At 72.4% G+C, this 23,697-nt stretch carries 24 protein-coding genes; 16 read left to right on the forward strand and 8 right to left on the reverse strand.

Going from position 1 to position 23,697, the window contains the following annotated elements:
- Positions 1–14: 14 nt before the first annotated feature.
- The 3 genes from OO62_RS08160 to OO62_RS08170 are packed head-to-tail and all read right to left on the reverse strand — an operon-like array spanning position 15 to position 1,830.
- Complete coding sequence (locus OO62_RS08160; RefSeq protein ID WP_051732882.1) at positions 15–944, reverse strand: ABC transporter ATP-binding protein; 930 nt, start codon at positions 942–944, stop codon at positions 15–17.
- Positions 941–1,327, reverse strand: coding sequence for a transcriptional regulator (locus OO62_RS08165; protein ID WP_033266577.1), 387 nt, complete (start codon positions 1,325–1,327; stop codon positions 941–943). Before OO62_RS08165 ends, OO62_RS08160 begins: the two co-directional genes overlap by 4 nt.
- Complete coding sequence (locus OO62_RS08170; RefSeq protein ID WP_180290045.1) at positions 1,324–1,830, reverse strand: hypothetical protein; 507 nt, start codon at positions 1,828–1,830, stop codon at positions 1,324–1,326. The genes OO62_RS08165 and OO62_RS08170 overlap by 4 nt, the downstream gene beginning before the upstream one ends.
- Positions 1,831–2,073: 243 nt before the next feature.
- Between OO62_RS08170 and hutU the strand changes: the two genes are divergently transcribed.
- The 4 genes from hutU to hutI are packed head-to-tail and all read left to right on the forward strand — an operon-like array spanning position 2,074 to position 7,527.
- Positions 2,074–3,744: a urocanate hydratase gene (gene hutU / locus OO62_RS08175; RefSeq protein ID WP_033266579.1), complete on the forward strand. Its 1,671-nt coding sequence runs from the start codon at positions 2,074–2,076 to the stop codon at positions 3,742–3,744.
- A gap of 17 nt (positions 3,745–3,761) precedes the next feature.
- Positions 3,762–4,979 carry an allantoate amidohydrolase gene (locus OO62_RS08180; RefSeq protein WP_228332646.1) on the forward strand — a complete coding sequence of 406 codons (1,218 nt, stop codon included), beginning with the start codon at positions 3,762–3,764 and terminating at the stop codon, positions 4,977–4,979.
- Positions 4,970–6,328 (forward strand): formimidoylglutamate deiminase, encoded by a 1,359-nt coding sequence (locus OO62_RS08185; RefSeq protein ID WP_033266581.1) that lies wholly within the window; start codon positions 4,970–4,972, stop codon positions 6,326–6,328. The genes OO62_RS08180 and OO62_RS08185 overlap by 10 nt, the downstream gene beginning before the upstream one ends.
- 17 nt (positions 6,329–6,345) lie before the next feature.
- Positions 6,346–7,527, forward strand: coding sequence for an imidazolonepropionase (hutI, locus tag OO62_RS08190; protein WP_033266582.1), 1,182 nt, complete (start codon positions 6,346–6,348; stop codon positions 7,525–7,527).
- 110 nt (positions 7,528–7,637) lie between these two features.
- Here the strand turns inward: hutI and OO62_RS08195 are convergent, their stop codons facing one another.
- Positions 7,638–8,588 carry an RNA polymerase sigma factor SigF gene (locus OO62_RS08195; protein ID WP_033266583.1) on the reverse strand — a complete coding sequence of 317 codons (951 nt, stop codon included), beginning with the start codon at positions 8,586–8,588 and terminating at the stop codon, positions 7,638–7,640.
- 249 nt (positions 8,589–8,837) lie between these two features.
- Between OO62_RS08195 and OO62_RS08200 the strand changes: the two genes are divergently transcribed.
- From OO62_RS08200 to OO62_RS08225, 6 genes are all read left to right on the forward strand, one after another.
- Positions 8,838–9,206: an STAS domain-containing protein gene (locus tag OO62_RS08200; RefSeq protein WP_033266584.1), complete on the forward strand. Its 369-nt coding sequence runs from the start codon at positions 8,838–8,840 to the stop codon at positions 9,204–9,206.
- Positions 9,207–9,380: 174 nt separating this feature from the next.
- On the forward strand, positions 9,381–9,884 hold the full coding sequence (locus tag OO62_RS08205; protein WP_033266585.1) for an ATP-binding protein: 504 nt from the start codon (positions 9,381–9,383) through the stop codon (positions 9,882–9,884).
- A 263-nt stretch (positions 9,885–10,147) separates the two neighbouring features.
- The gene (locus OO62_RS08210) at positions 10,148–10,876 is read left to right on the forward strand and encodes an LPXTG cell wall anchor domain-containing protein (protein WP_033266586.1); all 729 of its coding nucleotides are present in this window, start codon (positions 10,148–10,150) and stop codon (positions 10,874–10,876) included.
- Between the two features lie 59 nt (positions 10,877–10,935).
- Entirely contained in the window at positions 10,936–11,904 is a 969-nt protein-coding gene (locus tag OO62_RS08215) for a COG1470 family protein (protein ID WP_033266587.1), read from the forward strand.
- 35 nt (positions 11,905–11,939) lie between these two features.
- The gene (locus OO62_RS08220; protein WP_033266649.1) at positions 11,940–12,968 is read left to right on the forward strand and encodes a hypothetical protein; all 1,029 of its coding nucleotides are present in this window, start codon (positions 11,940–11,942) and stop codon (positions 12,966–12,968) included.
- A complete protein-coding gene (locus tag OO62_RS08225) occupies positions 12,968–14,389 on the forward strand; it encodes a hypothetical protein (protein WP_033266588.1) in 1,422 nt (473 codons plus the stop codon). Before OO62_RS08220 ends, OO62_RS08225 begins: the two co-directional genes overlap by 1 nt.
- A 101-nt stretch (positions 14,390–14,490) precedes the next feature.
- Here OO62_RS08225 and OO62_RS08230 read toward each other — a convergent pair whose 3' ends face one another.
- Entirely contained in the window at positions 14,491–15,996 is a 1,506-nt protein-coding gene (locus tag OO62_RS08230; protein WP_033266589.1) for a peptide MFS transporter, read from the reverse strand.
- Positions 15,997–16,508: 512 nt separating this feature from the next.
- Between OO62_RS08230 and OO62_RS08235 the strand changes: the two genes are divergently transcribed.
- Together OO62_RS08235 and OO62_RS08240 are read left to right on the forward strand one after the other, a co-directional pair.
- Positions 16,509–17,189, forward strand: a complete 681-nt coding sequence (locus OO62_RS08235) for a response regulator transcription factor (RefSeq protein ID WP_033266590.1) — start codon at positions 16,509–16,511, stop codon at positions 17,187–17,189.
- 6 nt (positions 17,190–17,195) lie between these two features.
- Positions 17,196–18,446 (forward strand): ATP-binding protein, encoded by a 1,251-nt coding sequence (locus OO62_RS08240; protein WP_033266591.1) that lies wholly within the window; start codon positions 17,196–17,198, stop codon positions 18,444–18,446.
- A gap of 25 nt (positions 18,447–18,471) precedes the next feature.
- Here the strand turns inward: OO62_RS08240 and OO62_RS08245 are convergent, their stop codons facing one another.
- Positions 18,472–18,981: a GtrA family protein gene (locus OO62_RS08245; protein ID WP_033266592.1), complete on the reverse strand. Its 510-nt coding sequence runs from the start codon at positions 18,979–18,981 to the stop codon at positions 18,472–18,474.
- Between the two features lie 135 nt (positions 18,982–19,116).
- Positions 19,117–19,542, reverse strand: a complete 426-nt coding sequence (locus tag OO62_RS08250; protein WP_228332462.1) for a protease inhibitor I42 family protein — start codon at positions 19,540–19,542, stop codon at positions 19,117–19,119.
- 164 nt (positions 19,543–19,706) lie between these two features.
- Between OO62_RS08250 and OO62_RS08255 the strand changes: the two genes are divergently transcribed.
- Genes OO62_RS08255 through OO62_RS08265 form a run of 3 tightly spaced genes read left to right on the forward strand, consistent with a single transcriptional unit; the run spans position 19,707 to position 22,677 of the window.
- On the forward strand, positions 19,707–20,906 hold the full coding sequence (locus tag OO62_RS08255; protein WP_106974824.1) for a 5-(carboxyamino)imidazole ribonucleotide synthase: 1,200 nt from the start codon (positions 19,707–19,709) through the stop codon (positions 20,904–20,906).
- On the forward strand, positions 20,903–21,478 hold the full coding sequence (purE, locus tag OO62_RS08260) for a 5-(carboxyamino)imidazole ribonucleotide mutase (protein WP_051732884.1): 576 nt from the start codon (positions 20,903–20,905) through the stop codon (positions 21,476–21,478). The genes OO62_RS08255 and purE overlap by 4 nt, the downstream gene beginning before the upstream one ends.
- Positions 21,475–22,677, forward strand: coding sequence for a dipeptidase (locus tag OO62_RS08265; protein ID WP_033266595.1), 1,203 nt, complete (start codon positions 21,475–21,477; stop codon positions 22,675–22,677). Before purE ends, OO62_RS08265 begins: the two co-directional genes overlap by 4 nt.
- On the opposite strand, the gene OO62_RS08270 is transcribed toward OO62_RS08265, so the two are convergent.
- Positions 22,670–23,053, reverse strand: a complete 384-nt coding sequence (locus tag OO62_RS08270) for a VOC family protein (protein WP_033266596.1) — start codon at positions 23,051–23,053, stop codon at positions 22,670–22,672. The genes OO62_RS08265 and OO62_RS08270 overlap by 8 nt on opposite strands.
- A 75-nt stretch (positions 23,054–23,128) precedes the next feature.
- Here OO62_RS08270 and OO62_RS08275 point away from each other — a divergent pair, with 75 nt between their 5' ends.
- Complete coding sequence (locus OO62_RS08275) at positions 23,129–23,695, forward strand: CGNR zinc finger domain-containing protein (RefSeq protein WP_033266597.1); 567 nt, start codon at positions 23,129–23,131, stop codon at positions 23,693–23,695.
- Positions 23,696–23,697 lie beyond the last annotated feature (2 nt).

A 23,697-nucleotide genomic window follows, 5' to 3' on the forward strand; every position in this document is an offset into this window, starting at 1 on the left:
GTATCCGTCCGCGGTCACTTCGTTTCCCCCGCCCCGTCCGTGTCGTCGCGGTGCACCATGTGCAGATAGGTGTCCTCCAGCGTCGGGCGGCGGACCTCCAGGTCGGCGATCGGGCCGCCCGCCTCGCGGTGGAGTTCCCACACCAGGCCGGACGGGTCCGCGGTGCGCTCGCGGCGGGCGGTGCCGTCGGACGCCGTCCAGCGGACCTCGGCCCGGGCGGCGGCCCGCCGGGCCAGCTCAGCCGGGGTGCCGCAGGCCCGGATCCGGCCGTTGACCAGCATCGCTATGCGGTCGGCCAGCCGCTCGGCCTCCGCCAGGTCGTGGGTCGTGAGCAGGATCGTGACGCCCTCGTCGCCGGCGAGCCGGGCGATCAGCGCGTGGAAGTCGCGGCGCGCCTCCGGGTCGAAGCCGGTGGTCGGCTCGTCGAGGAAGAGGAGCTCGGGACGTCCGACGAGGGCGAGTGCCACGTCCAGCCGCCGGCGCTGCCCGCCCGACAGCCGGTCGACCCGCTGGTGCGCCTGCTCGGTGAGCCCCACCACGGACAGCAGCTCGGCGGGGTCGCGCGGATCCGGGTAGTACGTGGCGAAGTGCGTCAGCAGTTCGGTGACCTGCCAGCGGCGGTGGTCGCGCCAGGACTGGAGGACCAGGCCGATCCGGCCGCGCCAGGCGTTGTCGCCGCGCGCCGGGTCCGTACCCAGGACGTGGACCTCCCCGGCGGACCGCTGCCGGAAGCCCTCCAGGATCTCGACCGTGGTGGTCTTCCCGGCGCCGTTGGGGCCGAGCAGGGCGAAGATCTCGCCGCGGTGGATGTCGAGGTCGATGCCGTGCAGCACATCGGCGCTGCTGTACGCCATGCGCAGGCCGCTGACACGGATGACGGGCGCGGCGGCGCCGGGGGCGCCCGGCGCCGGGACTGCCGCCGGCTCGCTTGCGGTCGTGGTCATCGGCCGGCCTCCGCGTGGTGCTGCTGTGACGCCGGTGCCGTCCGCGCGGTGGCGGGCTCCGGCTCGGCCGCCGTGCGGGGTGCCGTGGCCCCCGCACCCTCGACGATCGCCCGGAGCGCGGCCACATGGCCCTCGAAGGCGGTCCGGCCGCGCTGCGTCAGCCGTACCTTCGTGCGGCGTTTGCGGCCGCCGCCCTCCTTCCGGATCTCCAGATATCCGGCCTCCTCCAGGGTGTGCAGCTGCTTGGAGAGCGCGGAGTCGCTGAGCGAGAGGCTGTCGCGGATGAAGGGGAAGTCGGCCCATTCCGTGGCGGCGAGCAGCGCCACGACGGACAGTCTCGTCGAAGGGTGGATCAGTTCGTCGAAGCCGCTCGGGGTACTCATCGCGCCTCTCCCTCTAGGACGGCCCGCGCGCCCCGGGCGCGCAGGGTGCTGACCGCCCAGCGGTTCGCCGGCCCGACGAGGAGCACGAAGACACCGGCCGAGACGGTGGCCTGGATGAGGCTGCCGAACGGCAGTCCAAGCGACTCCACCAGCCGGTCGGAGAGCAGGATGGTCGCGGCGGTCACGACCATGCCCGCGAAGAACATGGCGAACTGGCGCCAGCTGTGCCGCGAGCGGTGCAGCCGCAGCCGGGACCGGCGGTTGAAGTGGTAGCCCAGGGCGCCGAGCCCGACGACGTAGCCGGCGAGTACCAGCCAGAACGCCCACTCCGGGAGGTCCAGCCCCCAGCTGGCGATGAAGACCCACATGATCGCGGCCGTGGTGTACGTCGACCGCGCGTCGCGGTGGGCGCAGCGTTCGATCTCGTCGTAGACGCGCTCCTCCGGGACCCGGATGCGCTGCAGATCCAGCCATGCCTGTTCGGCATCCACCGATGTGCTCATGCCCTTCGCCTCCCCAAGGCGTGACGGACGGTTCCCCGTTTACTTTCCTACAAGGAAAGTTACCGCGAACTTTCCCGGTGGGCAAGTCGAATCCGCCAGGTCGCCGAGGGGTGCTCCGCCGTTCGCGCCGGCCGGTTCCCATCGGGTGGGGCGAGCCGGTCGCCGGGACCTGTTGACTAGCGCTATTCAGCAACGTCAGTATGTGAATAGCTCAATCCATTCGATGTCGAGGAGGCACGGCCCATGTCGGGACCGCGACCCGTGCGGGCGCCGCGCGGTACGGAACTGAGTGCTCGGGGATGGCAGCAGGAAGCCGCGCTGCGCATGCTGCAGAACAACCTCGATCCGGAGGTGGCCGAGCACCCGGACAAGCTCGTCGTCTACGGCGGCACGGGCAAGGCCGCCCGTGACTGGCGCTCCTTCGACGCGATGGTGCGCACGCTCACCACGCTCAAGCAGGACGAGACGATGCTCGTCCAGTCCGGCAAGCCGGTCGGCGTGATGCAGACGCACGAGTGGGCGCCGCGGGTGCTCATCGCCAACTCCAACCTCGTCGGCGACTGGGCCAACTGGGAGGAGTTCCGCCGCCTGGAGGCCCTCGGCCTCACCATGTACGGGCAGATGACCGCCGGTTCGTGGATCTACATCGGCACGCAGGGCATCCTCCAGGGCACGTACGAGACCTTCGCGGCCGTCGCGGCGAAGAAGTTCAACGGCACCCTGGCCGGCACGATCACCCTCACCGCCGGCCTCGGCGGCATGGGCGGCGCCCAGCCGCTCGCCGTGACCATGAACGACGGCGTCGCGATCTGCATCGACTGCGACCCGCGCGCCATCGAGCGGCGCATCGAGCACCGCTACCTGGACGTGAAGGCGGACAACCTCCAGCACGCCCTCCAGCTCGCCGTCGAGGCCCGCGACCAGCGCAAGCCGCTGTCCATCGGGCTCCTCGGCAACGCCGCCGAGCTGCTGCCGCAGATGCTCGCCGAGGGCGCGCCGATCGACATCGTCACCGACCAGACCAGCGCCCACGACCCGCTGGCCTACCTGCCCGTCGGCATCGACTTCGCCGACATGGCCGCCTACGCCACGGAGAAGCCCGCCGACTTCACCCAGCGGGCCCGCGAGTCGATGGCCCGGCACGTCGAGGCCATGGTCGGCTTCATGGACGCCGGCGCCGAGGTCTTCGACTACGGCAACTCCATCCGCGGCGAGGCCCAACTCGCCGGCTACGAGCGGGCCTTCGCCTTCCCCGGCTTCGTGCCCGCCTACATCCGCCCGCTGTTCGCCGAGGGCAAGGGCCCGTTCCGCTGGGCGGCGCTGTCCGGTGACGCCCGCGACATCGCGGCCACCGACAAGGCGATCCTGGACCTCTTCCCGGAGAACGAGTCGCTGGCCCGCTGGATCAAGATGGCGGGGGAGCGGGTCCACTTCCAGGGCCTGCCCGCGCGGATCTGCTGGCTCGGCTACGGCGAGCGGGACAAGGCCGGCGAGCGCTTCAACGAGATGGTCGCCGACGGCACCCTGCAGGCCCCGCTGGCCATCGGCCGCGACCACCTCGACTGCGGCTCCGTCGCCTCGCCCTACCGCGAGACCGAGGCCATGAAGGACGGCTCGGACGCGATCGCCGACTGGCCGCTGCTCAACGCCATGGTCAACGTCGCCTCCGGCGCTTCCTGGGTCTCGCTGCACCACGGCGGCGGCGTCGGCATGGGCCGCTCGATCCACGCCGGCCAGGTCACCGTCGCCGACGGCACCCCGCTGGCCGGGGAGAAGATCCGCCGGGTGCTGACGAACGACCCGGGCATGGGCGTCATCCGGCACGTCGACGCGGGCTACGAGCGGGCCGACGAGGTCGCCGCCGAGCGCGGTGTCCGCATCCCGATGCGCGAGGGCGAAGGCGAGGGCGCGTGACCGCCTCGTTCCACGAGATGTGGCAGGAGCTGCGGCCCCTCGGCCGCAGCTCCGCCTCCGGGGGCTACCGCCGCTACGCCTGGACCGGCGCCGACGCCGACTGCCGCGCGTGGTTCAAGGCGCAGGCCGAGGCCCGCGGGCTGACCTACGAGCTCGACCGCAACGGCAACCAGTGGGCCTGGCTCGGCGCCACCGGCTACCAGGACGTGGCCCCCGGCGAGGCCGTCGTCACCGGCTCCCACCTGGACTCCGTCCCGGACGGCGGCGCCTTCGACGGCCCGCTGGGCGTCGTCTCCTCCTTCGCCGCGCTCGACGAACTCCGCGGCAGGGGAGCGGAGTTCGGCAAGCCGCTGGCGATCGTCAACTTCGGTGACGAGGAAGGCGCCCGCTTCGGCCTGGCCTGCGTCGGCTCCCGGCTGGCCGCCGGCGCGCTGACCCCCGAGGCCGCGCACCAGCTGCGCGACGGCGAGGGCACCACCCTGCCGCAGGCCATGGAGCGCGCCGGCTACGACCCCGAGGCCATCGGCCCGGACCCCGAACGGCTCGCCCGGATCGGCGCCTTCGTCGAACTCCACGTCGAGCAGGGCCGCGCCCTCGACCTGTCCGGCGACCCGGTCGGCATCGCCTCCGCCATCTGGCCGCACGGCCGCTGGCGGTTCGACTTCCACGGCGAGGCCAACCACGCGGGCACCACGCGCCTGGAGGACCGCCGCGACCCGATGCTCAGCTACGCCGCGACCGTGCTCGCCGCCCGCGAGCAGGCCCGGCTGGCCGGCGCCCTGGCCACCTTCGGGAAGATCAGCGTGGAGCCGAACGGCGTCAACGCCATCCCCTCGCTCGTCCGCGGCTGGCTGGACTCCCGCGCCCCCGACCAGGACACCCTGGACACCGTGATCGAGGGGATCGAGCGGGCGGCCGCCGAGCGGGCGGCGCGCGACGGGGTGGACCTGACCGTCGTCCGGGAGTCCTTCACCCCCGTCGTGGAGTTCCAGCACGCGCTGCGCGACGAGCTGGGCGCGATCCTCGGCAAGTCGGGGGAGCGCCCGGTGCCCGTCCTGGGCACCGGCGCCGGACACGACGCAGGTATTTTGTCCGGAACCGTCCCCACGGCCATGCTGTTCGTCCGCAACCCCACCGGCGTCTCGCACTCACCCGCCGAGGCGGCGGAGGAGAACGACTGCGCCGCCGGGGTCCTCGCACTCGCCGACGTACTGGAGGGGCTGGCGTGCCACTGACGCCGCAGGCAACACCGACGACGTACTGGCTCGAACACGCCTGGCTCGGCACGCACGTCGAGCCCGGCGTGACCGTGGAGGTCGCCGACGGCCGCATCACCGCCGTCCACAAGGGCGCCGCCACCCCGCCGCCCGGTGCCGTCGTCCTGCGCGGCCTGACGATCCCCGGGCTCGCCAACGCCCACTCGCACGCCTTCCACCGCGCCCTGCGCGGCACCGTGCAGGTCGGCTCCGGAACTTTCTGGACCTGGCGCGAGCTGATGTACCGCACCGCCGACCAGCTCACCCCGGACAGCTATTACGCCCTCGCCCGCGCCGTCTACGCGGAAATGGCGCTCGCCGGCATCACCTGCGTCGGCGAGTTCCACTACCTCCACCACGCGCCCGGCGGCACCCGCTACGACGACCCCAACGCCATGGGGCAGGCGCTGATCGCGGCCGCCGCCGACGCCGGCATCCGCCTCACCCTGCTCGACACCGCCTACCTCTCCGCCGGCTTCGGCGCCCCGCCCGACCGGCACCAGCTGCGCTTCTCCGACGGCACCGCCGAGCGCTGGGCGCAGCGCGCCGACGGGATCAAGGCGGACCGCGCGTACGTCCGGATCGGGGCCGCCATCCACTCCGTACGGGCCGTGCCCGCCGAGCAGTTGGGCACCGTCGCGGACTGGGCGCGCGAGCGGCAGGCGCCGCTGCACGTCCATCTCTCCGAGCAGACCGCCGAGAACGAGGCGTGCCTGGAGGCGCACGGCCGCACCCCCACCCAGCTGCTGTCCGACCACGGCGTGCTGGGCCGGCGCACCACGGCCGTGCACGCCACCCACCTCACCGACGAGGACGTCGCCCTGCTCGGCGACTCCACCACCGGTGTGTGCATGTGCCCCACCACCGAACGCGACCTCGCCGACGGCATCGGCCCGGCCGCCCGCGTCCAGGACCGGGGCAGCCCGCTCTCGCTCGGCAGCGACAGCCACGCCGTCATCGACCTGCTCGAAGAGGCCCGCGCCATGGAGCTCGACGAGCGGCTGCGCACCCGCACCCGCGGCCACTGGACGGCCGCCGCCCTGCTGCGCGCCGCCACCGCCGACGGCCATGCCGCCCTCGGCTGGGACGACGCCGGCACCCTCGAACCCGGCGCGCTCGCCGACTTCACCACGATCGCGCTGGACTCCGTACGCACCGCCGGGCCACTGCCCCGGCTGGCCGCCGAGACGGCCGTATTCGCCGCCTCCGCGGCGGATGTGCGGCACACCGTCGTCGGCGGGCGGCAGATCGTCCGCGACGGCGTGCACACCCTCGTCCCCGACGTCCCCACCGCCCTCGCAGAGTCCATCGCCGCCCTGCGCGGCTGAAGGAGAACACCCCCGCGATGACGACGAACTCCGCGCCGACCACCGCCCTCACCCACATCGCCCAGCTCGTCACCAACGACCCCTCCCTCGGCGAAGGCCCCCTCGGCCTGATCCAGGACGCGGCGGTCGTCATCGACGGCGACCGCATCGCGTGGGTCGGTCCGTCCGGCAAAGCACCCGCCACCGACAACGCCGTCGACGCCGGCGGCCGGGCCGTGATCCCCGGCTTCGTCGACTCCCACTCCCACCTGGTCTTCGCCGGCGACCGCACCGAGGAGTTCAACGCCCGGATGTCCGGGCGGCCCTACTCCGCCGGCGGCATCCGCACCACGGTCGCCGCGACCCGCGCCGCCGGCGACGACGTGCTGCGCGCCAACGTCGCCCGGTACCTCGCCGAGGGGCTCCGCCAGGGCACCACCACCCAGGAGACCAAGTCCGGCTACGGCCTGACGGTCGAGGACGAGGCCCGCGCGCTGCGCATCGCCGCCGAGCAGACCGACGAGGTCACCTTCCTCGGCGCGCACATCGTCCCGCCCGACCACGCCGACGACCCGGCCGGCTACGTCGACCTGGTCACCGGCCCGATGCTGGACGCCTGCGCCCCGCACGCCCGCTGGGTCGACGTCTTCTGCGAGAAGGGCGCCTTCGACGGCGACCAGGCGCGGGCGATCCTCACCGCCGGCGCGGCCAAGGGGCTCGTGCCGCGGGTGCACGCCAACCAGCTCGGCCACGGCCCCGGCGTCCAGCTCGCCGTCGAGCTCGGCGCCGCCTCCGCCGACCACTGCACCCACCTCACCGACGCCGACGTCGACGCCCTCGCGGGGTCGGAGACCGTCGCCACGCTCCTGCCGGGCGCCGAGTTCTCCACCCGCGCCACCTGGCCGGATGCCCGCCGGCTGCTCGACGCCGGTGCCACCGTCGCGCTGTCCACCGACTGCAACCCCGGCTCGTCCTTCACCAGTTCCATGCCGTTCTGCATCGCGCTGGCCGTCCGGGACATGGGAATGACCCCCGACGAGGCCGTCTGGTCGGCCACCGCGGGCGGCGCCCGCGCCCTGCGCCGTACGGACGTCGGCCGGATCACCCCCGGCGCCCGCGCCGACCTCGCCCTGCTGGACGCGCCGTCACACGTGCACCTCGCCTACCGGCCGGGTGTGCCGCTCGTCTCGGCCGTGTGGCACAAGGGAGTTCTCGTCTGAGTTCCCGGCGCCCGAACGCGGAGGAGGGCCCGTCCCGGTAACCCCGGGGCGGGCCCTCCTCCGCGCGGGCGACTGCCGGCCGCACGGGGCCGGCAGGTACCGCGGGTGCCTCACTCGTCGATCATCAGGCCCTTGCGGAGCTTCACGAGCGTGCGGGAGAGCAGACGGGAGACGTGCATCTGGGAGATGCCCAGCTCCTCGCCTATCTCGGACTGCGTCATGTTGGCGACGAAGCGCAGCGAGAGGATCGTGCGGTCGCGCGACGGGAGTTCGGCGATCAGCGGCTTGAGGGACTCGACGTACTCGATGCCCTCCAGGCCGTGGTCCTCGTAGCCGATGCGGTCCGCCAGCGCGCCTTCGTTGTCGTCCTCCTCGGGCTGGGCGTCCAGCGAGCTCGCGGTGTAGGCGTTGCTCGCGGCCATCCCCTCGACGACCTCGTCACGGGTGATCCCGAGGCGGTCGGCGAGTTCCTGCACCGTGGGGGCGCGGTCCAGCTTCTGCGCCAGTTCGTCGCCGGCCTTGGCGAGGTCCAGCCGCAGTTCCTGCAGACGCCTCGGTACCCGCACCGACCAGCTGGTGTCGCGGAAGAAGCGCTTGATCTCGCCGACGATGGTCGGCATCGCGAACGTCGGGAACTCCACGCCACGGCTGAGTTCGAAGCGGTCGATCGCCTTGATCAGGCCGATCGTGCCGACCTGGACGATGTCCTCCATGGGCTCGCTGCGGGAGCGGAACCGGGAGGCCGCGAACTTCACGAGGGCGAGATTGAGCTCGACCAGGGTGTTGCGGACGTACGCGTATTCGTGGGTGCCTTCCTCCAGCGATTCGAGCCGCTCGAAGAGGGTCTTGGACAGAGCCCTCGCGTCCACCGGGCCCACCTCGTCGAACGGCGGGATCTCGGGCAGACCGTCGATCTCAGACATTCCTGCCAGGTCTGATTCGGCAGGGCTGGACTGGGAAGGGATCTGCCCGGTCAGGTCGGACAGGGGTGTCGACGATGCGGGCTGCCGGTGGTCGTCGGTGCGCAGTTCGTCGAGCCGGGGTGACATGGTCTCCTCCATCGTTCTCGGCATATGGCTGCCGAAGCCTCTCCGTGAAGCTGCGGTGTGCGGCGCCTCCAAAGCCGGCCGTTTCGAATGTGTGCTTCTACGCCTACCTGGCTTTGCGGGAAGATGGCAAGTGCGTGTTGTCCGTATATTGAGCAATATGCGGATTGTTCGGCTACCCGTGCGCGTCAGGAAGGCGTAGGGTTCGACGAGCGCAGTCGTAAGCAATTCAGTCGTCTAGACAGCAAGAGGGGTGCGCGTCGCATGGACCGCGGGACGGTCGGCAGTGCAAGCCGGGGCCGGCTGCACGTCGAGATCCGCCATCACGGCGCGAGCGCGGTCGTGACGGTGACAGGTGAGCTCGATCACCACACCGCCGACCTGTTGCGTGAGTCACTCGAAGGCTGCATGGACGACGGCTATGCGCGCCTGGTGGTGGACTGCTCACGCCTTGAGTTCATGGACTCCACCGGGCTCAATGTGCTGCTCGGCGCGCGCCTGAGGGCGGAGGCCGAGGGGGGCGGGGTCCACCTGGCCGGAATGCAGCCCGTGGTGGCCCGGGTTTTCGAGATCACTGGCGCGGAGGCGGTTTTCACGGTGCATGACTCGGTCGATACCGCCCTGTCCGACTGACGTGACACGGAGTGCCCGGAACGACGCGTTCCGGGCACGTAGTACGCGTCACAACTTCCGTGCCCAAGAAGTGGGTGTTCTCACGGTCCGGTCGGGCAGGAGACATCTGAATCCGTTGCAATCAGTCAGTTATCTGTTCTCCGTGAATAGGCGAATCGGTGAGGTGAAGCGCTGATGAGCACCACCCGGCCGTATCCGCCGGGCGACCTCGGCCCGGAGCCGGGCGGCGCCGGTGCTTCCGCCGCCGGACCGGCCGCTGCCGTGCCCGCGGGCCAGATCCGCCGGCTGCGCCTGGCGGGCACCAGGGGCACCGTGGCGCGGGCCCGTGACTTCGCCCGGGAGGCCCTGCACGACTGGGGCTGGCTGCCGGCTGCCGGCGCCGACCAGCGGGCCGCGGCCGAGGACGCGCTGCTGGTCGTCTCGGAGCTGGTGACCAACGCCTGTCTGCACGCCGAGGGCCCCGAGGAGCTGCGGCTGCGCTGCACCGCCAAGGTGCTGCGCCTGGAGGTCAGCGACCTGGGCGCGGGCTCACCGGCGCCCCGCAGCCCGCACCGCCCCGGCCGTCCCGGTGGTCACGGCATGTTCATCGTGCAGCGGCTGTGCCTGGACTGGGGTGTGGTACGTCACGCCGACGGCACGGGCAAGACCGTGTGGGCGGAGCTCGCGGCACCGGCCTGAAGGCGTGGGCGGGAAGTCGGGAAAGGTGAGCGCGGGTCTGCGGGCCCGCGCTTTGTCGTGTGCGGCCGGCGGCCCCGCGTCCGCCGGATGCGGCCGCGCCCCGGCGCCGGCAGGCCGGAATCCCACCGCCGCGGCGGGCCCGTGCCGATCGGGGCTGTGCTGTGCCTTCCCTCGGCAAGGTCCCCGGCGTACCTTGAGCGGCCAATCTGATGTGCCGTCAGTAACGTCCGGCGGTGCGCCCACCGGGAGAAGGGGAACGGAACGTGGCCCGCTTCTACGAACAGCACGGCAGGTGCCCGCGCCGGGCGGCCGGCCTCGCCGCTGCCGTGGCGATGGCGGCGGGGTCCGCGGTGATGCTCACCGCGCCGGCCGCCCACGCCGAGGTCGTCGACGTCAACTACCAGTGCAAAACGCCGATCGGGAACAAGGGCGCGGTCTCGCCCATCGACATCAAGGGCACTGCCGGCGGCAGCGCCTACAAGCTCGTGATGTCCTTCCGGAAGGGCGTCTCCTCCAGTCCCGTGGAGCTGGGCAAGGGCGCCATGAAGCCGAGCGCGCTGATCAAGCTGGGCGGCACGGAGACCGGGACGGTGCCTGTCTCCGGACCGCCGAACGACAAGGCGATACCGGCCAACACCCCCATCAAGATCAGTGACTTGAGCGGGACGTACACCCCCAAGGGCAGCGGCAAGGTCACCTTCACGGCGTCCACGCTCACCATCAAGGCGCTCGGCACGACCACCACCTGCACCCCCGCCAACAGCCCCAAGCCCTCGCTGACCCTCGACGTGAAGGGCTCCGGCGGCGGCACCTCGGGCGGCTCCGGGGGCACCTCCTCAGGGGGCACGTCCTCCGGCGGCTCCTCCGGCGGAGAGCTGCCGCAGACCGGGCCCGCGGACTCCGCGGTCGCGCTGGGCACCTTCGGCGGCACGGTGCTGCTGGCCGGCGCGGCCGGGGTGCTCTGGCTCACCCGCCGCCGGCAGCGCGCCTGACCCACCGCGCACCGCCCCGTCTCCGCACCGTGTACGCGCACGAGCACCTGGAGCCGCCGATGCCGTTCCGTCCTCGCACAGCGCTCCGCGGCGCGGCCCTCGCGGCCGCCGCCGGCCTGCTGTGCCCCGCCCCGGCCGCGGCCGCGCCGGCGGGCCCCGGCTGGTCCGCCGCGCCCGCGCCCGCCGCCGGGACCGCCCCGGGACCGCAGGACCGCCCGTACTTCTATCTGGAGGGCGCGCCGGGCACCGTCATGACCGACCGGCTCTCCCTCGGCAACCCCACCGGACGCGCCGTCACCGTCCGGCTGCGCGGCACCGGCTCGTGGCTCGCGCTCGCCGCACGGGAGGTGAGGGTCCCGCCGCGCACCCGCGCGAGCGTCCCGTTCACGGTGACCGTGCCGCGCGACGCCGCCCCCGGCGAGCACCCCGGCACGCTCGTCGCGACCAGTGGCGGACGGGACGGCCGGCGGGCCGCCGTCCCGGTCCATCTGCGGGTCACCGGGCCGCGGCTGTCGGCACTGACCGTCGAGAACGTGGCGGTGAGCGGGCAGGGGAGCGCCGCGGTCATCCGGTACACGCTGGTCAACCGCGGCAACACGGTGCTCAGCCCGCGGCTCGCGCTGCGCGCCGACGGGGTGTTCGGGCCGGTGCTGCGGCGCCCCGCCCACCGCCTGCCGGCCCGGCTGCGGCCCGGCGGGCGCGTCGACCTGACGGAGAGCTGGCCGGACCCGCCCGCGCTGGACGCGGTCGCGGTGCGGCTCACGGTGACCGCGCTGGGCGGCGCGTACGGGTCCGCCACGGCCTCGTACACGCCGGTCGGGTGGGGCGCCGTCGTCGGGGCGGCGCTGGTGCCGGTGGCGGGGGCGGGCGGCCTGGTGGCCGTACGGCGACGGCGCCGCGCCGCGGCGAAGGGTGGTCCGGTGACGGGTGGGCCGGGCGGCCGGGCCGGCGGTGAGCGGGCCCCCGGCACCGAAACGGCCGAAGGGACGGGGCAGTTGGCGGGCTCGGCGTCAGGAGCGCGGGCGTGAGCGGCGGGGCGGGGAAGCAGACGGGCACAGCGACCGTGGCCGGCAGGTTCACGGCCCCCACCGGGCGCCGGGCCGCGGCCGTGCCGGCCCTGTGCGCCGCACTGGCCCTGGCCCTGGCCCTGCTGCCGGCCGCCGTCGCCGGTGCGGCCACCCGGGCCGACGACGGCCCGCGCACGGTCCAGCTCTCCCGCAAGGAGGCCGGCAAGGGCGGCAGCATCACGGTGACCGGCCGCGGCTGGCGGCCCAAGGCCCTGCTCACCCTGCTGATCTGCGGACAGAACATGATCGGCGGCACCAACTCCTGTGCGAACGGGGACGGACGGGCCGTCACCACCGACGCACACGGCGCCTTCCGCCGGAGCCTGCCGGTCGCCGAGCCGCCCAAGCCCTGCCCCTGTGTGGTGCATGTGGCGACCGTGACGGGTGAACCGGCCGCCGCGGACGCCGCGTTCAAGGTCGCCGGCCATCCGGTGGCGCCGCTGCCCGACGAACGCGCCGGCGGCCGGCTGACGGTGCTCGCCCCACCCCGGCTGACGGGCAGCAGCGGCCTGCTGACGTGGTTCGGCGCCCCGCCGCAACGCGAGCTGACCGTCACGGTCGGCAACCTCGGCTCGGCGCCGGCCAAGGACCCGGTCTTCACGGTCGGCACCTCGCACGGCGTGCTCGCCCCCGAGTGGGAGGAGCAGCAGTGGCGGGGGACCGTACCCGCCGGGAAGAAGGCCGAGGTCAGGCTGCCCGTCGAGCTGGCGGCCGGCGCCCACGGCGACTATCTGGTCTCCCTGAAGTACGGCGACAAGGTCCTGGTCGAGCAGCCCTGGGGTGTCGGCAGGCCCTGGGGCGTCACGCTCTTCTGGGTGCTGTTGTGCCTGGTGATTCCCATGGCGGTGTTCCGCATCGGCATGGCGATCGTGGACCGGGTGCGGCCGCGCCGTACGGCGGGCACTGCCGCCACACGTGGCACCACGCCGGCCGGCGGTTCCGCCGCGCTGCCGTGGTTCACCCCGGACACCGCACCGTCCACCACCACATCAACCGAACGACCGACGTCGAAAGGTTCTGCGTGATGAGGCAACGGAGGAGAGCTGCGGTGGCCTCGGCGGCCGCGCTGGTGCTCGCGGGGGCGGGCGTGCTGACCGCGGCCGGCACCGCCCGGGCAGCGGAGGTGTCGTACAAGACGGAGTGTCTGCCGCCGCCGATATCGGGGCTGCCGCCGATCGAGGGCACCACGAAGGTGGACGTCAGCGCGCCCGCGACGGCGAAGGTCGGGGACGAGATCACGGTGGTCCTGAAGACCGTGGAGGGGGCGTCCAAGAACCCCGACATCCTCGACCTGGGGGAGAACACCGTCCAGCCCACCGGCACGATCAAGGTGGCCGGGGCGCAGACCGGCGATCTGCCGATGCAGGGACCGCGGCAGAACCCGCCGATCCCCAAGGGCAGTCCGATGAAGCTGTCCGACATGACGGGCAAGCTGAAGCTGACCAAGCCCGGTGAGGTCACCCTGACGCCCGGCTTCTACAACATCAACGTCAACAAGCCGATCTCCACGGACACCAAGTGCTCGCCCAAGGAGGCGGTGCAGCCCGCGGTCACCATCAAGGTCACCGACGGCGGGGGCGGCACCACCGGCGGTACGACGGCCGGCACCAGCGGCGGCAGCACCGGCAGCACGACCAGCGGCACCACCGGCGGTTCGACGGCCGGTACGAGCGGCGGCGGCACCAACGGCGGCGCGGCCGGCGGCGGTACGGACGGCGGGACGACCGCCGGCACCGCGGGCACGTCCGGCGGCAGCGGCGGCGACCCCGACGGCACCGCGTACAAGGGCAAGGAAATCCAGGTCCCGTACGCCTGCAAGACCCCCATCGGGGACAAGAAGGCGACCTCGCCGGTCCAGGTGAACGCGGTGAAGAAGGGCGGCAGTTACGACCTGACGGTGCAGTTCAAGAAGTCCGTCATGGACAGCCCCGCGGACATCCCCAAGGACTCGGTCAAGCCGTCCATGGACGTCAAGGTCGGCGGCGCGGACAAGGGTTCGGTCAAGGTGACCGGCCCGACCAACGCCCAGCCGATCAAGTCGGGCGACCCGATCGAGATCCCCGACCTGAAGGGCACCTACAAGCCGGGCGCCACCGGCAAGGCCACGCTGACCCCGGGCGTGCTCACCGTCAACGCCCTGGGGACGACCACCACCTGCACCCCGGAGAAGGACCCGGGTGTCTCGCTCGCCCTGGACACCTCGGCGCAGCAGGGCGGTACGTCCGGGGGCTCGGCGGGCGGCGCGGCGGCCTCCGGCGGCAGCGCGGCGGGGCCGGCCAGTGTCTCGGGCGGCAGCGGCAGCAGCGGCAGCAGCGGCGGCCTCGCGGAGACCGGTGCCGGCGACCACGGCGCGCTGACCGCGCTCGGTCTCCTCGCCGGGACCGCCGTCCTGCTGGGCGGTGCGGTCTTCACGTTCCTGCCGCGGCGCCGGACCCGGATCCGCTGACGGGGCGGCCGAGCCGGACACCCCGCACGGGACGCACGAAGGGGGGCGCCGCACCAGCTGGTGCGACGCCCCCCTCACTCGCTGTCAGGGACCGGCAGGCGTCAGTTGACGCTGCCCATCATCTCCTTGACCCGCTTGCGGGACATCCAGATGCCGAGGCCGGCGACGACCGCGAGGGCGGCCTCGATGGCGACCGCGCCCGAGGTGTTCAGATCGACGTTCAGCTGCGGCGACGTCAGCAGACCCGACACCGAGTCACCCGCGGTGACCGCGAGGAACCAGACACCCATCATCTGGGAGCTGTACTTGGCGGGCGCCATCTTCGTGGTGACCGACAGGCCGACCGGGGAGAGGCACAGCTCACCGACGGTCTGGATGAAGTAGATCGCCACCAGCCACAGCGGGCTGACCTTCCCGCCGTTGGCGGCGGTGTCGAACAGCGGGATCAGGAAGACGCCGAAGGAGACGCCGATCAGCGCGAGGCTGGACGCGAACTTGACCGCGGTGCTCGGCTCCTTGCCGCGCTTGTTCAGCCACAGCCATCCCGAGGCGACCAGCGGGGCGAGCGCCATGATGAAGATCGGGTTCAGCGACTGGTACCAGGACGTCGGGAAGTGGAAGCCCAGCAGGTCGTTCGTCGTGGAGTTCTCACCGAAGATCGAGAGCGTCGAGCCGTTCTGGTCGTAGATCATCCAGAAGACGGCGGCGACCACGAAGAACCAGATGTAGCCCGAGAGCTTGGACTGCTCGAGGTTGCTGAGCTCCTTGTCCCGCTTCATGCGGAACAGGACCGCGATCGGGATGACCAGACCGGCGATGGTGATCGGCATCAGCGCCCAGTTGGCGAAGTTACCGGTCACGGCGAGCACGGTGTAGAACACGGCCGCGACGATCAGCCAGATCAGGCCCTTGCGCAGCACGGACGCCTTCTCCTCGGGCGTCGCGGGCTGGGCGACCACGCTGCTCTCCGCGCTCAGGTGGCGGGTGCCGAGCATGAACTGGGCGAGGCCGAGCGCCATGCCGACGGCGGCGAGCGTGAAGCCGAAGTGCCAGTTGACGTTCTCGCCGACGGTGCCGATGCTCAGCGGGGCCAGGAAGGCGCCGAGGTTGATGCCGATGTAGAAGAGCGTGAAGCCACCGTCACGGCGCGGGTCCTCCGGGCCGTTGTAGAGGTGGCCGACCATCGTGGAGATGTTCGCCTTCAGCAGGCCGGAGCCGAGCGCGACCAGCACGAGGCCGGCGAAGAAGCTCGCCGCGGTGGGGAGCGCGAGCGTGATGTGACCGGCGATGACGACACCGGCGCCGATGGCGACCGTCTTGCGCGGCCCCCAGAAGCGGTCGGCCATCCAACCGCCCGGCATCGCGAGCAGGTAGACCATCGCCATGTACACGGAGTAGATCGCCGTGGCCGTGGTGGCACTCATGTGCATGCCGCCGGGCGCGATCAGGTACAGCGGGAGGAGGGCCTTCATGCCGTAGAAGCTGAAGCGCTCCCACATCTCGGTCATGAAGAGAGTGGCCAGTCCCCGGGGGTGGCCGAAGAAGGTCTTGCCGCCGTCTGCAGGGTTCCCCTGCTTGGCCGCGTCCTTCGTCAGGCTGGACGCCATGGTGGTTCCTTGCTGCTCGGGACGCGTTCGAAGGCCGTTACGCGCCCGGTGGGGGATGACCGGCACCGGCGTGGACCTGCCCGCCCTCACGTCCGGGAGGTTCGAAGCCGCTCGACAACGAGTCAGCTTCGGCAGAACGGTCCGACACCGGGATCCACGCCCCCCGTGCTGCTGCGCGGTGGACCCGGTCGACAGGTCAATCACTGTGTATCGGATCCGGGGGTTCCGGAACCGCACACAACGAGGGACCGGTGACGACAGGTGCGTCACGGCCCCACTGGTTGTGCATTGGACGTTCCGCCCACCATACGTCCGGTTCACCTTCTGTTGGCGGCCGTGAGACAACGGTCACACTGCCGCCGGGAACCATGCGCGCCCCCTCGTGCGACCGTGCCCGCCCGCGTGCGCCGCACGCGTCGCAGCTCAGGACGGCTCCGGTGCAGGAACGGTCCGCCTCGGCCATCCGTGCAGGTCCGCCCCTCGGGCGTGACGCATCGGACTACCATCGGCCCATGACCCGTGTACTGCTCGCCGAGGATGACGCGTCCATCTCGGAGCCGCTCGCCCGCGCACTGCGCCGCGAGGGTTACGAAGTCGAGGTGCGCGAGGACGGCCCGACGGCTCTCGACGCCGGTCTCCAGGGCAACATCGACCTCGTCGTCCTGGACCTGGGGCTGCCCGGCATGGACGGCCTGGAGGTCGCCCGCCGGCTGCGCAACGAAGGCCATTCCTTCCCCATCCTGGTGCTGACCGCGCGCGCCGACGAGGTGGACACCGTCGTCGGCCTGGACGCCGGCGCCGACGACTACGTCACCAAGCCCTTCCGGCTCGCCGAACTCCTCGCCCGGGTACGGGCCCTGCTGCGCCGCGGCTCCACCGCCGAGCCCCAGCAGCCCCCCGCCACCCACGGCGTGCGGATCGACGTCGAGTCGCACCGCGCCTGGATGGGCGAGGAGGAACTCCAGCTCACGGCGAAGGAGTTCGACCTGCTGCGGGTCCTGGTGCGGGACGCGGGCCGGGTCGTCACCCGCGACCAGCTGATGCGCGAGGTCTGGGACACCACCTGGTGGTCGTCCACGAAGACGCTCGACATGCACATCTCCTGGCTGCGCAAGAAGCTCGGGGACGACGCCGCCAACCCCCGCTACATCGCCACCGTCCGCGGAGTCGGCTTCCGCTTCGAGAAGAGCTAGGGGCCCGTGCGCCGCCGCCTGATCAACTCCACGCTCGCCGTGGTGCTCGTCGTGATCGCCGTCTTCGGCGTCTCGCTCGTCATCGTCGAGACCCGGACGATCCAGTCGGGGGCCCAGGAGAGCGTGGCCTCCGAGGCGGTCCGGCTCGTCGGGATAGTGGAGAGCCGGCTCGGCAGCGGCGAGAAGATCACCCCCGACGTTCTCTCCGAGCAGATCACCGCCAAGCGGCACGCCGAGATCAAGGTGCCCGGCAAGCCGCCGATCGAGATCGGGCAGCGGCCGGCGGGCGAGGTCATCCAGTCCACGGTGCGCGGCGACCGCGGCGAGTCCGTCACGGTCCAGGAGTCCCGCTCCACGATCAGCTCGGAGGTCGGCCGGACGCTGCTGGTCATCCTCGCCGTGGCGCTGCTGGCGATCCTCGCCGCCGTCGTGCTGGCCGTCCGCCAGGCCCGCCGGCTGACCGCACCGCTGACCGACCTCGCCGAGACCGCCGAGCGCCTCGGCTCCGGCGACCCCCGTCCGCGCCACCGCCGTTACGGCGTGCAGGAGCTCGACCGGGTCGCCGATGTGCTGGACGCCAGCGCCGAGCGGATCGCGCGGATGCTCACCGCCGAGCGGCGGCTGGCCGCGGACGCCTCGCATCAGCTGCGGACGCCGCTGACCGCGCTGTCCATGCGGCTGGAGGAGATCACCCTCACCGACGACCCGGACACCGTGAAGGAAGAGGCCACCATCGCGCTGGCGCAGGTGGAGCGGCTGACCGACGTGGTCCAGCGGCTGCTGACCAATTCCCGTGACCCGCGCACCGGCTCCGCGGTCGCCTTCGACCTCGACGAGGTGGTCAAGCAGCAGATCGAGGAGTGGCGGCCGGCCTACCGCAGCGCCGGGCGGGCCATCGTCCGCTCCGGCAAGAAGGGCCTGCGGGCCGTCGGCACCCCGGGCGCGGTCGCCCAGGTGCTGGCCACGCTGATCGAGAACTCGCTGATGCACGGCGACGGGACGGTCGCGCTGCGTACCCGCGTCACCGGCAACCAGGCGGTCGTCGAGGTGACCGACGCCGGGCCCGGGGTGCCGCCGGACCTCGGCTCACGGGTCTTCGAGCGGACGGTCTCCGGCCGTAACTCCACCGGGCTGGGGCTCGCCGTCGCCCGGGACCTGGCCGAGGCGGACGGCGGACGGCTGGAGCTGCTCCAGCAGCACCCGCCGGTGTTCGCGCTGTTCCTGGCCCGCGAGGCGGAGCCCGTCATCGAGGCGTGACCCGGCACGGGCCGCCCGGGCGCCGCTACTTCCTGGAGGCGCTGCGCGGACGGTGCGAGCCGTCGGCGAGGAAGGACTCCGCCGTCTCGATCGCCTCACGGGCGGGCAGCGTGCGGAAGACCCAGGTGCGGTAGGACCAGAAGCGGAAGAGCGTGGCCAGGGCGATGCCCAGGAACTTGAAGACGTTGCTCTGCAGCGGGCTGTCCCAGTGGAACGCGTACGTCGCGACGTAGAGCAGGCCGTTCTCGATCACCAGGCCGACGGCGCTGAACAGCAGGAAGAGCGTGAGCTCCTTGGTGCGGCCCTGCTTGTCGCGGTCGCGGTAGGTGAAGTAGCGGTAACCGAGATAGTTGGTGCCGGTCGCCACGACCGTGGCGATGATGCTGGCCCGGACGACGGGGACCTCGGTCCAGTGCCGTACGAGGTTGAACACCGCGAAGTTGACCACGACGCCGGCGCCGCCGACCGCACCGAACTTCATCAGCTCGCGAAAGAGCGCCGCCAACCGCACCCGCAGTGCGCTCCGTTCACTCATGGTGATCGTTCAGCTCCCTGGCGTGGACGGTGTGCGCGGGCCGTCAACGCTGGTCCGCACCCTCATGCTAACCACGCCCGGAGGGCGGTGCCCGCCGCCGTGCGGTTCGCGCCGACGGCCTCGCCGGGCGGGCGGTCAGCCCACCCTGACACGGAAGTTGAGGGTGCGGGCGCCCGGCTCGTCGGCGGCGCCGGCGGCACAGGTCCGGCAGCGCAGCAGCCGTAAGTCCGTCCGGCCCGGGCGCACCGCCTCGAAGTCGAGGTGGCGTGCGGTGCCGGCCGTGGAGGGGCCGCCGGGGACCTCGTGGCGGCCCGTCGCCCTGAGCACGGCCGGGTCGGGGCGGGGCTCGGCGATGATCCAGCGATAGCCGTCGGCCGGCTCGTCGGGGACCCGCACGCTGAAGTGGTCCCCCGTGGAGACCGCGATCTCGGTGTCGTCCGCGTCGAAGACCTTCGGCGCGGAAAGCTGGCTGAAAACGGAGTACAGGGCGATCAGCAACCCGGCGACCGCCACGACGGTCACCAGGTTCCTGCCACCCCGCGTTATGCCGCTGTTCTCCATCCGGCCTCCCCTTGACCGGGCCCGAGCCCGGCACCCCTCGCACACCCGTGCCCGACAGTAATGCGCTGAGTCGATCTTCCCTCGCCGCTCTTCGAACGCGCGACCTCGGAGGATCATCCAAGCCGGGGTCGGGGCAGCGGCGCCGTGCGGATACCCTGGGGAGCGTGACTTTCCCGGTAGTCGGCATGGTGGGCGGCGGTCAGCTCGCCCGTATGACCCACGAGGCGGGTATCCCCCTCGGCATCAAATTCAAGCTCCTCAGTGACACTCCGCAGGATTCGGCGGCCCAGGTGGTCAGCGAAGTCGTCGTCGGCGACTACCGCGACCTGGACACGCTGCGCGCCTTCGCGCGCGGCTGCGACGTGATCACTTTCGACCACGAGCACGTGCCCACCGCGCACCTGCGGGCCCTGGAGGCGGACGGCGTTCCCGTGCGGCCCGGGCCCGATGCGCTGGTGCACGCCCAGGACAAGGGGGTGATGCGGGCGAAGCTGGACGCGATCGGCGTCCCCTGCCCGCGTCACCGCATCGTCTCCGATCCCGAGGACGCGGCCCGCTTCGCGGCCGAGGTCGCCGGGGGCGGCGCGCAGCACCTCGGCGAGGGGCGGTGGCCGGGCGACGGCGACGGGTCGGGCGGCTTCCCGGTGGTCCTCAAGACGGTCCGCGGCGGCTATGACGGCAAGGGCGTCTGGGTCGTGCGATCCTCCAAGGAGGCCGAGGAGCCGTTCCGCGCCGGGGTGCCGGTCCTTGCGGAGGAAAAGGTCGATTTCGCCCGCGAACTGGCGGCCAACATCGTCCGCTCCCCGCACGGCCAGGCCGTCGCCTACCCCGTGGTGGAGTCCATCCAGGTCGACGGGGTCTGCGACACCGTGATCGCGCCGGCGCCCGGCCTCGACCCCGAGCTGGCCGGCCACGCCCAGGAGCTGGCGCTACGGATCGGCCAGGAGCTGGGCGTCGTCGGCCACCTCGCCGTCGAGCTCTTCGAGACCGCCGACGGCCGCATCCTGGTCAACGAACTCGCCATGCGCCCGCACAACTCCGGCCACTGGACCCAGGACGGCGCGATCACCTCGCAGTTCGCCAACCACGTCCGTGCCGTGCTCGACCTCCCGCTCGGCGACCCGCGCCCGCGCGCCCGCTGGACGGTGATGGCCAACGTCCTCGGCGGCGACTATCCCGACATGTACTCCGCGTATCTGCATTGCATGGCACGGGACCCGCAGCTGAAGATCCATATGTACGGCAAGGACGTGAAGCCCGGTCGTAAGGTCGGGCACGTCAACACCTACGGCGACGACCTGGCGGAGGTGCGCGAGCGCGCCGCACACGCCGCCGGCTACCTGCGAGGAACGATCACCGAATGACGGCCAGCACCTCTCCCGACCTTCCCCGAGCTCACAGCTCCGACGCGCACCCCGTGATCGGCATCGTCATGGGCTCCGACTCCGACTGGCCCGTCATGGAGGCCGCCGCCCAGGCCCTCGACGAGTTCGAGATCCCCTACGAGGTCGACGTCGTCTCGGCGCACCGGATGCCGCGCGAGATGATCGCGTACGGCGAGGACGCCGCCGACCGCGGCCTGAAGGCGATCATCGCGGGCGCCGGGGGCGCGGCCCACCTCCCCGGCATGCTCGCGTCCGTCACCCCGCTGCCGGTCATCGGCGTCCCGGTCCCGCTCAAGTACCTCGACGGGATGGACTCGCTGCTGTCCATCGTGCAGATGCCGGCCGGTGTGCCGGTCGCCACCGTCTCGGTCGGCGGGGCCCGCAACGCCGGACTGCTCGCCGCCCGGATGCTCGCCGCGCACGACGCCGAACTCCTCGGCCGGATGCGGGACTTCCAGCAGGAGCTGAACGAGCAGGCCACCGAGAAGGGCAAGCGGCTGCGCAACAAGGTCGCCAGCCCCGGCGGCTTCGGTTTCGGCGGCGGCAAGTGAGCTCCGCGGGGGGCGCCGCGCGGGACCTGCTCGCGCGCTGGCCGGTCGTCGACGGCCACAACGACCTGCCCTGGGCGCTGCGCGAGCAGGTCCGCTACAACCTCGACCGGCGGGACATCGCCGCCGACCAGTCCGCCCACCTGCACACGGACCTGCCGCGGCTGCGGGCCGGCGGCGTCGGCGCGCAGTTCTGGTCGGTCTACGTCCGCGCCGACTACGCGGGCGACACGGCGGTCAGCGCCACCCTCGAACAGATCGACGTGGTCCGGCAGTTGGTCAGCCGCTACCCGGACGAGCTGCGCCTGGTGCTCAACGCCGACGGCATGGAGGCGGCCCGCGCCGACGGCCGGATCGCCTCCCTCATGGGCGCCGAGGGCGGCCACTCCATCAACAACTCGCTGGCCACGCTGCGCGCACTGCACCGGCTGGGCGTGCGCTACCTGACCCTCACCCACAACAACACCATCGACTGGGCGGACTCCGCGACCGATGAACCCCGCCACCAGGGCCTGAGCGCCTTCGGTGAAGAGGTCGTCCGTGAGATGAACCGCTGCGGGATGCTGGTCGACCTCTCGCACGTCTCCGCCGACACCATGCACGACGCCCTGCGCGTCAGCACCGCGCCGGTGATCTTCTCGCACTCCTCCTCGCGGGCCGTCTGCGACCACCCCCGCAACATCCCCGACGACGTGCTCGCCCAGCTGCCCGCCAACGGCGGCATCGCGATGGCCACCTTCGTGCCGAAGTTCGTGCTGCCCGCGGCCGTCGAGTGGACGCTGCGGGCGGACGAGAACATGCGCGCCCACGGCCTGCACCACCTCGACACCACCGAGGCCGGTATGGCCGTCCAGCGGGCCTTCGAGGCCGCCAACCCGCGGCCGAAGGCCACCGCGGCGACCGTCGCCGACCACCTCGACCACATGCGCGAGGTCGCCGGCGTCGACCACCTCGGCATCGGCGGGGACTTCGACGGCACCGCCTTCACCCCGGACGGCCTGGCCGATGTGGCCGGCTACCCGAACCTGATCGCCGAACTGCAGGACCGCAAGTGGTCCGAGGCCGATCTGGCCAAGCTGACCTGGCAGAACGCGGTCCGCACGCTGCGCGCGGCGGAGGACGTGGCGCGCGCCGAGCAGGGCCGGCGCGGCCCGTCCAACGCCACGATCGAGCAGCTGGACGGCGCGCCCGCCGCTACCTGAAGCAGAGGCAGAAGGGGTGCCCGACCGGGTCGAGGTAGACCCGGAAGTCGCGCACCCCTTCGTCGTGCTGCACGAGCTTCGCGCCCAGCCCGGTGACCTTGCGCTCGGCCTCGTCGATGCGGTCCCGCGGTACGTCGAAGTCCAGGTGCAGCTGCTGCGGCACGTCCTGGCCCGGCCACTGCGGCGGCCGGTAGCCCTCGTCCACCCGCTGGAAGGCGAGCGCCCGGCCGTTCGGCCCGGCCACCTCGATCCACTCGTCGTCCGCGTCGTCGCCGTCGTCCACCACCCGCCAGTCGAGCGCCGCGGCGTAGAACGCGGCCAGCTCCCGGGGAGCGGGACAGTCCAGTGCGACGACGCCGAGCGTGATCAGGCTCATGGCGTTACCTCCTTATGTCTCCAACCGGTAACCACTCGTTACTAGATGATGGCAGCAATCGGTAACATTGCAAGGGTGGCATCCCGAAAAGCCCCGGATTCCCTGCTGCTGGTGCAGGACCTGGTGAACACGCTCGATGTGGAGACCGGCGAGGACGCGCTGGCCGCGCCCGACGGCCTCGCCGTCTTCCTGCGCGACCACGACGCGCCCGGCCTCCCGCCCGAGGAGCCGGAGCCGGCGTCCGTCGCGGAACTCCACGAGCTGCGCGAGGCGCTCCGGGAGGTCTGTCTGGCGCACACCGCGGGCACCCCCGTGCCCGCGCCGGCGGCCCGGTCCCTGGACCGGCTGCTGGCCGCCGCGCCGCTGGTGCTGACGATGGCCCCGGACGGCGGCGCCGCGCTGCGGCCGGCCGCCGGGCTGCGGGGCACCGCCCGCCTCACCGCCCGTATCGCCGCCGGCATCGCGACCGCGGTCGCCGACGGCACCTGGCAGCGGCTCAAGGCGTGCGAGGCGCACGACTGCCGCTGGGCCTTCTACGACAGGAGCCCGGCCGGCCGCAGCCGCTGGTGCACCATGGCGGTCTGCGGCAGCCGGGCGAAGATGCGGACCTACCGCGCCCGCCGCGCGGAGTCCGACACGTAGCG

Source organism: Streptomyces lydicus (assembly GCF_000717345.1).
GTDB lineage: Bacteria > Actinomycetota > Actinomycetes > Streptomycetales > Streptomycetaceae > Streptomyces > Streptomyces lydicus.

Coding starts and splice junctions, on each gene's coding strand:
- OO62_RS08160 (WP_051732882.1), bottom strand. CDS start 944: ATGACCACGACCGCAAGCGAGCCGGCGGCAGTCCCGGCGCCGGGCGCC.
- OO62_RS08165 (WP_033266577.1), bottom strand. CDS start 1,327: ATGAGTACCCCGAGCGGCTTCGACGAACTGATCCACCCTTCGACGAGA.
- OO62_RS08170 (WP_180290045.1), bottom strand. CDS start 1,830: ATGAGCACATCGGTGGATGCCGAACAGGCATGGCTGGATCTGCAGCGC.
- hutU (WP_033266579.1), top strand. CDS start 2,074: ATGTCGGGACCGCGACCCGTGCGGGCGCCGCGCGGTACGGAACTGAGT.
- OO62_RS08180 (WP_228332646.1), top strand. CDS start 3,762: ATGTGGCAGGAGCTGCGGCCCCTCGGCCGCAGCTCCGCCTCCGGGGGC.
- hutI (WP_033266582.1), top strand. CDS start 6,346: ATGACGACGAACTCCGCGCCGACCACCGCCCTCACCCACATCGCCCAG.
- OO62_RS08195 (WP_033266583.1), bottom strand. CDS start 8,588: ATGGAGGAGACCATGTCACCCCGGCTCGACGAACTGCGCACCGACGAC.
- OO62_RS08200 (WP_033266584.1), top strand. CDS start 8,838: ATGGACCGCGGGACGGTCGGCAGTGCAAGCCGGGGCCGGCTGCACGTC.
- OO62_RS08205 (WP_033266585.1), top strand. CDS start 9,381: ATGAGCACCACCCGGCCGTATCCGCCGGGCGACCTCGGCCCGGAGCCG.
- OO62_RS08215 (WP_033266587.1), top strand. CDS start 10,936: ATGCCGTTCCGTCCTCGCACAGCGCTCCGCGGCGCGGCCCTCGCGGCC.
- OO62_RS08225 (WP_033266588.1), top strand. CDS start 12,968: ATGAGGCAACGGAGGAGAGCTGCGGTGGCCTCGGCGGCCGCGCTGGTG.
- OO62_RS08230 (WP_033266589.1), bottom strand. CDS start 15,996: ATGGCGTCCAGCCTGACGAAGGACGCGGCCAAGCAGGGGAACCCTGCA.
- OO62_RS08235 (WP_033266590.1), top strand. CDS start 16,509: ATGACCCGTGTACTGCTCGCCGAGGATGACGCGTCCATCTCGGAGCCG.
- OO62_RS08245 (WP_033266592.1), bottom strand. CDS start 18,981: ATGAGTGAACGGAGCGCACTGCGGGTGCGGTTGGCGGCGCTCTTTCGC.
- OO62_RS08250 (WP_228332462.1), bottom strand. CDS start 19,542: ATGGAGAACAGCGGCATAACGCGGGGTGGCAGGAACCTGGTGACCGTC.
- purE (WP_051732884.1), top strand. CDS start 20,903: ATGACGGCCAGCACCTCTCCCGACCTTCCCCGAGCTCACAGCTCCGAC.
- OO62_RS08270 (WP_033266596.1), bottom strand. CDS start 23,053: ATGAGCCTGATCACGCTCGGCGTCGTCGCACTGGACTGTCCCGCTCCC.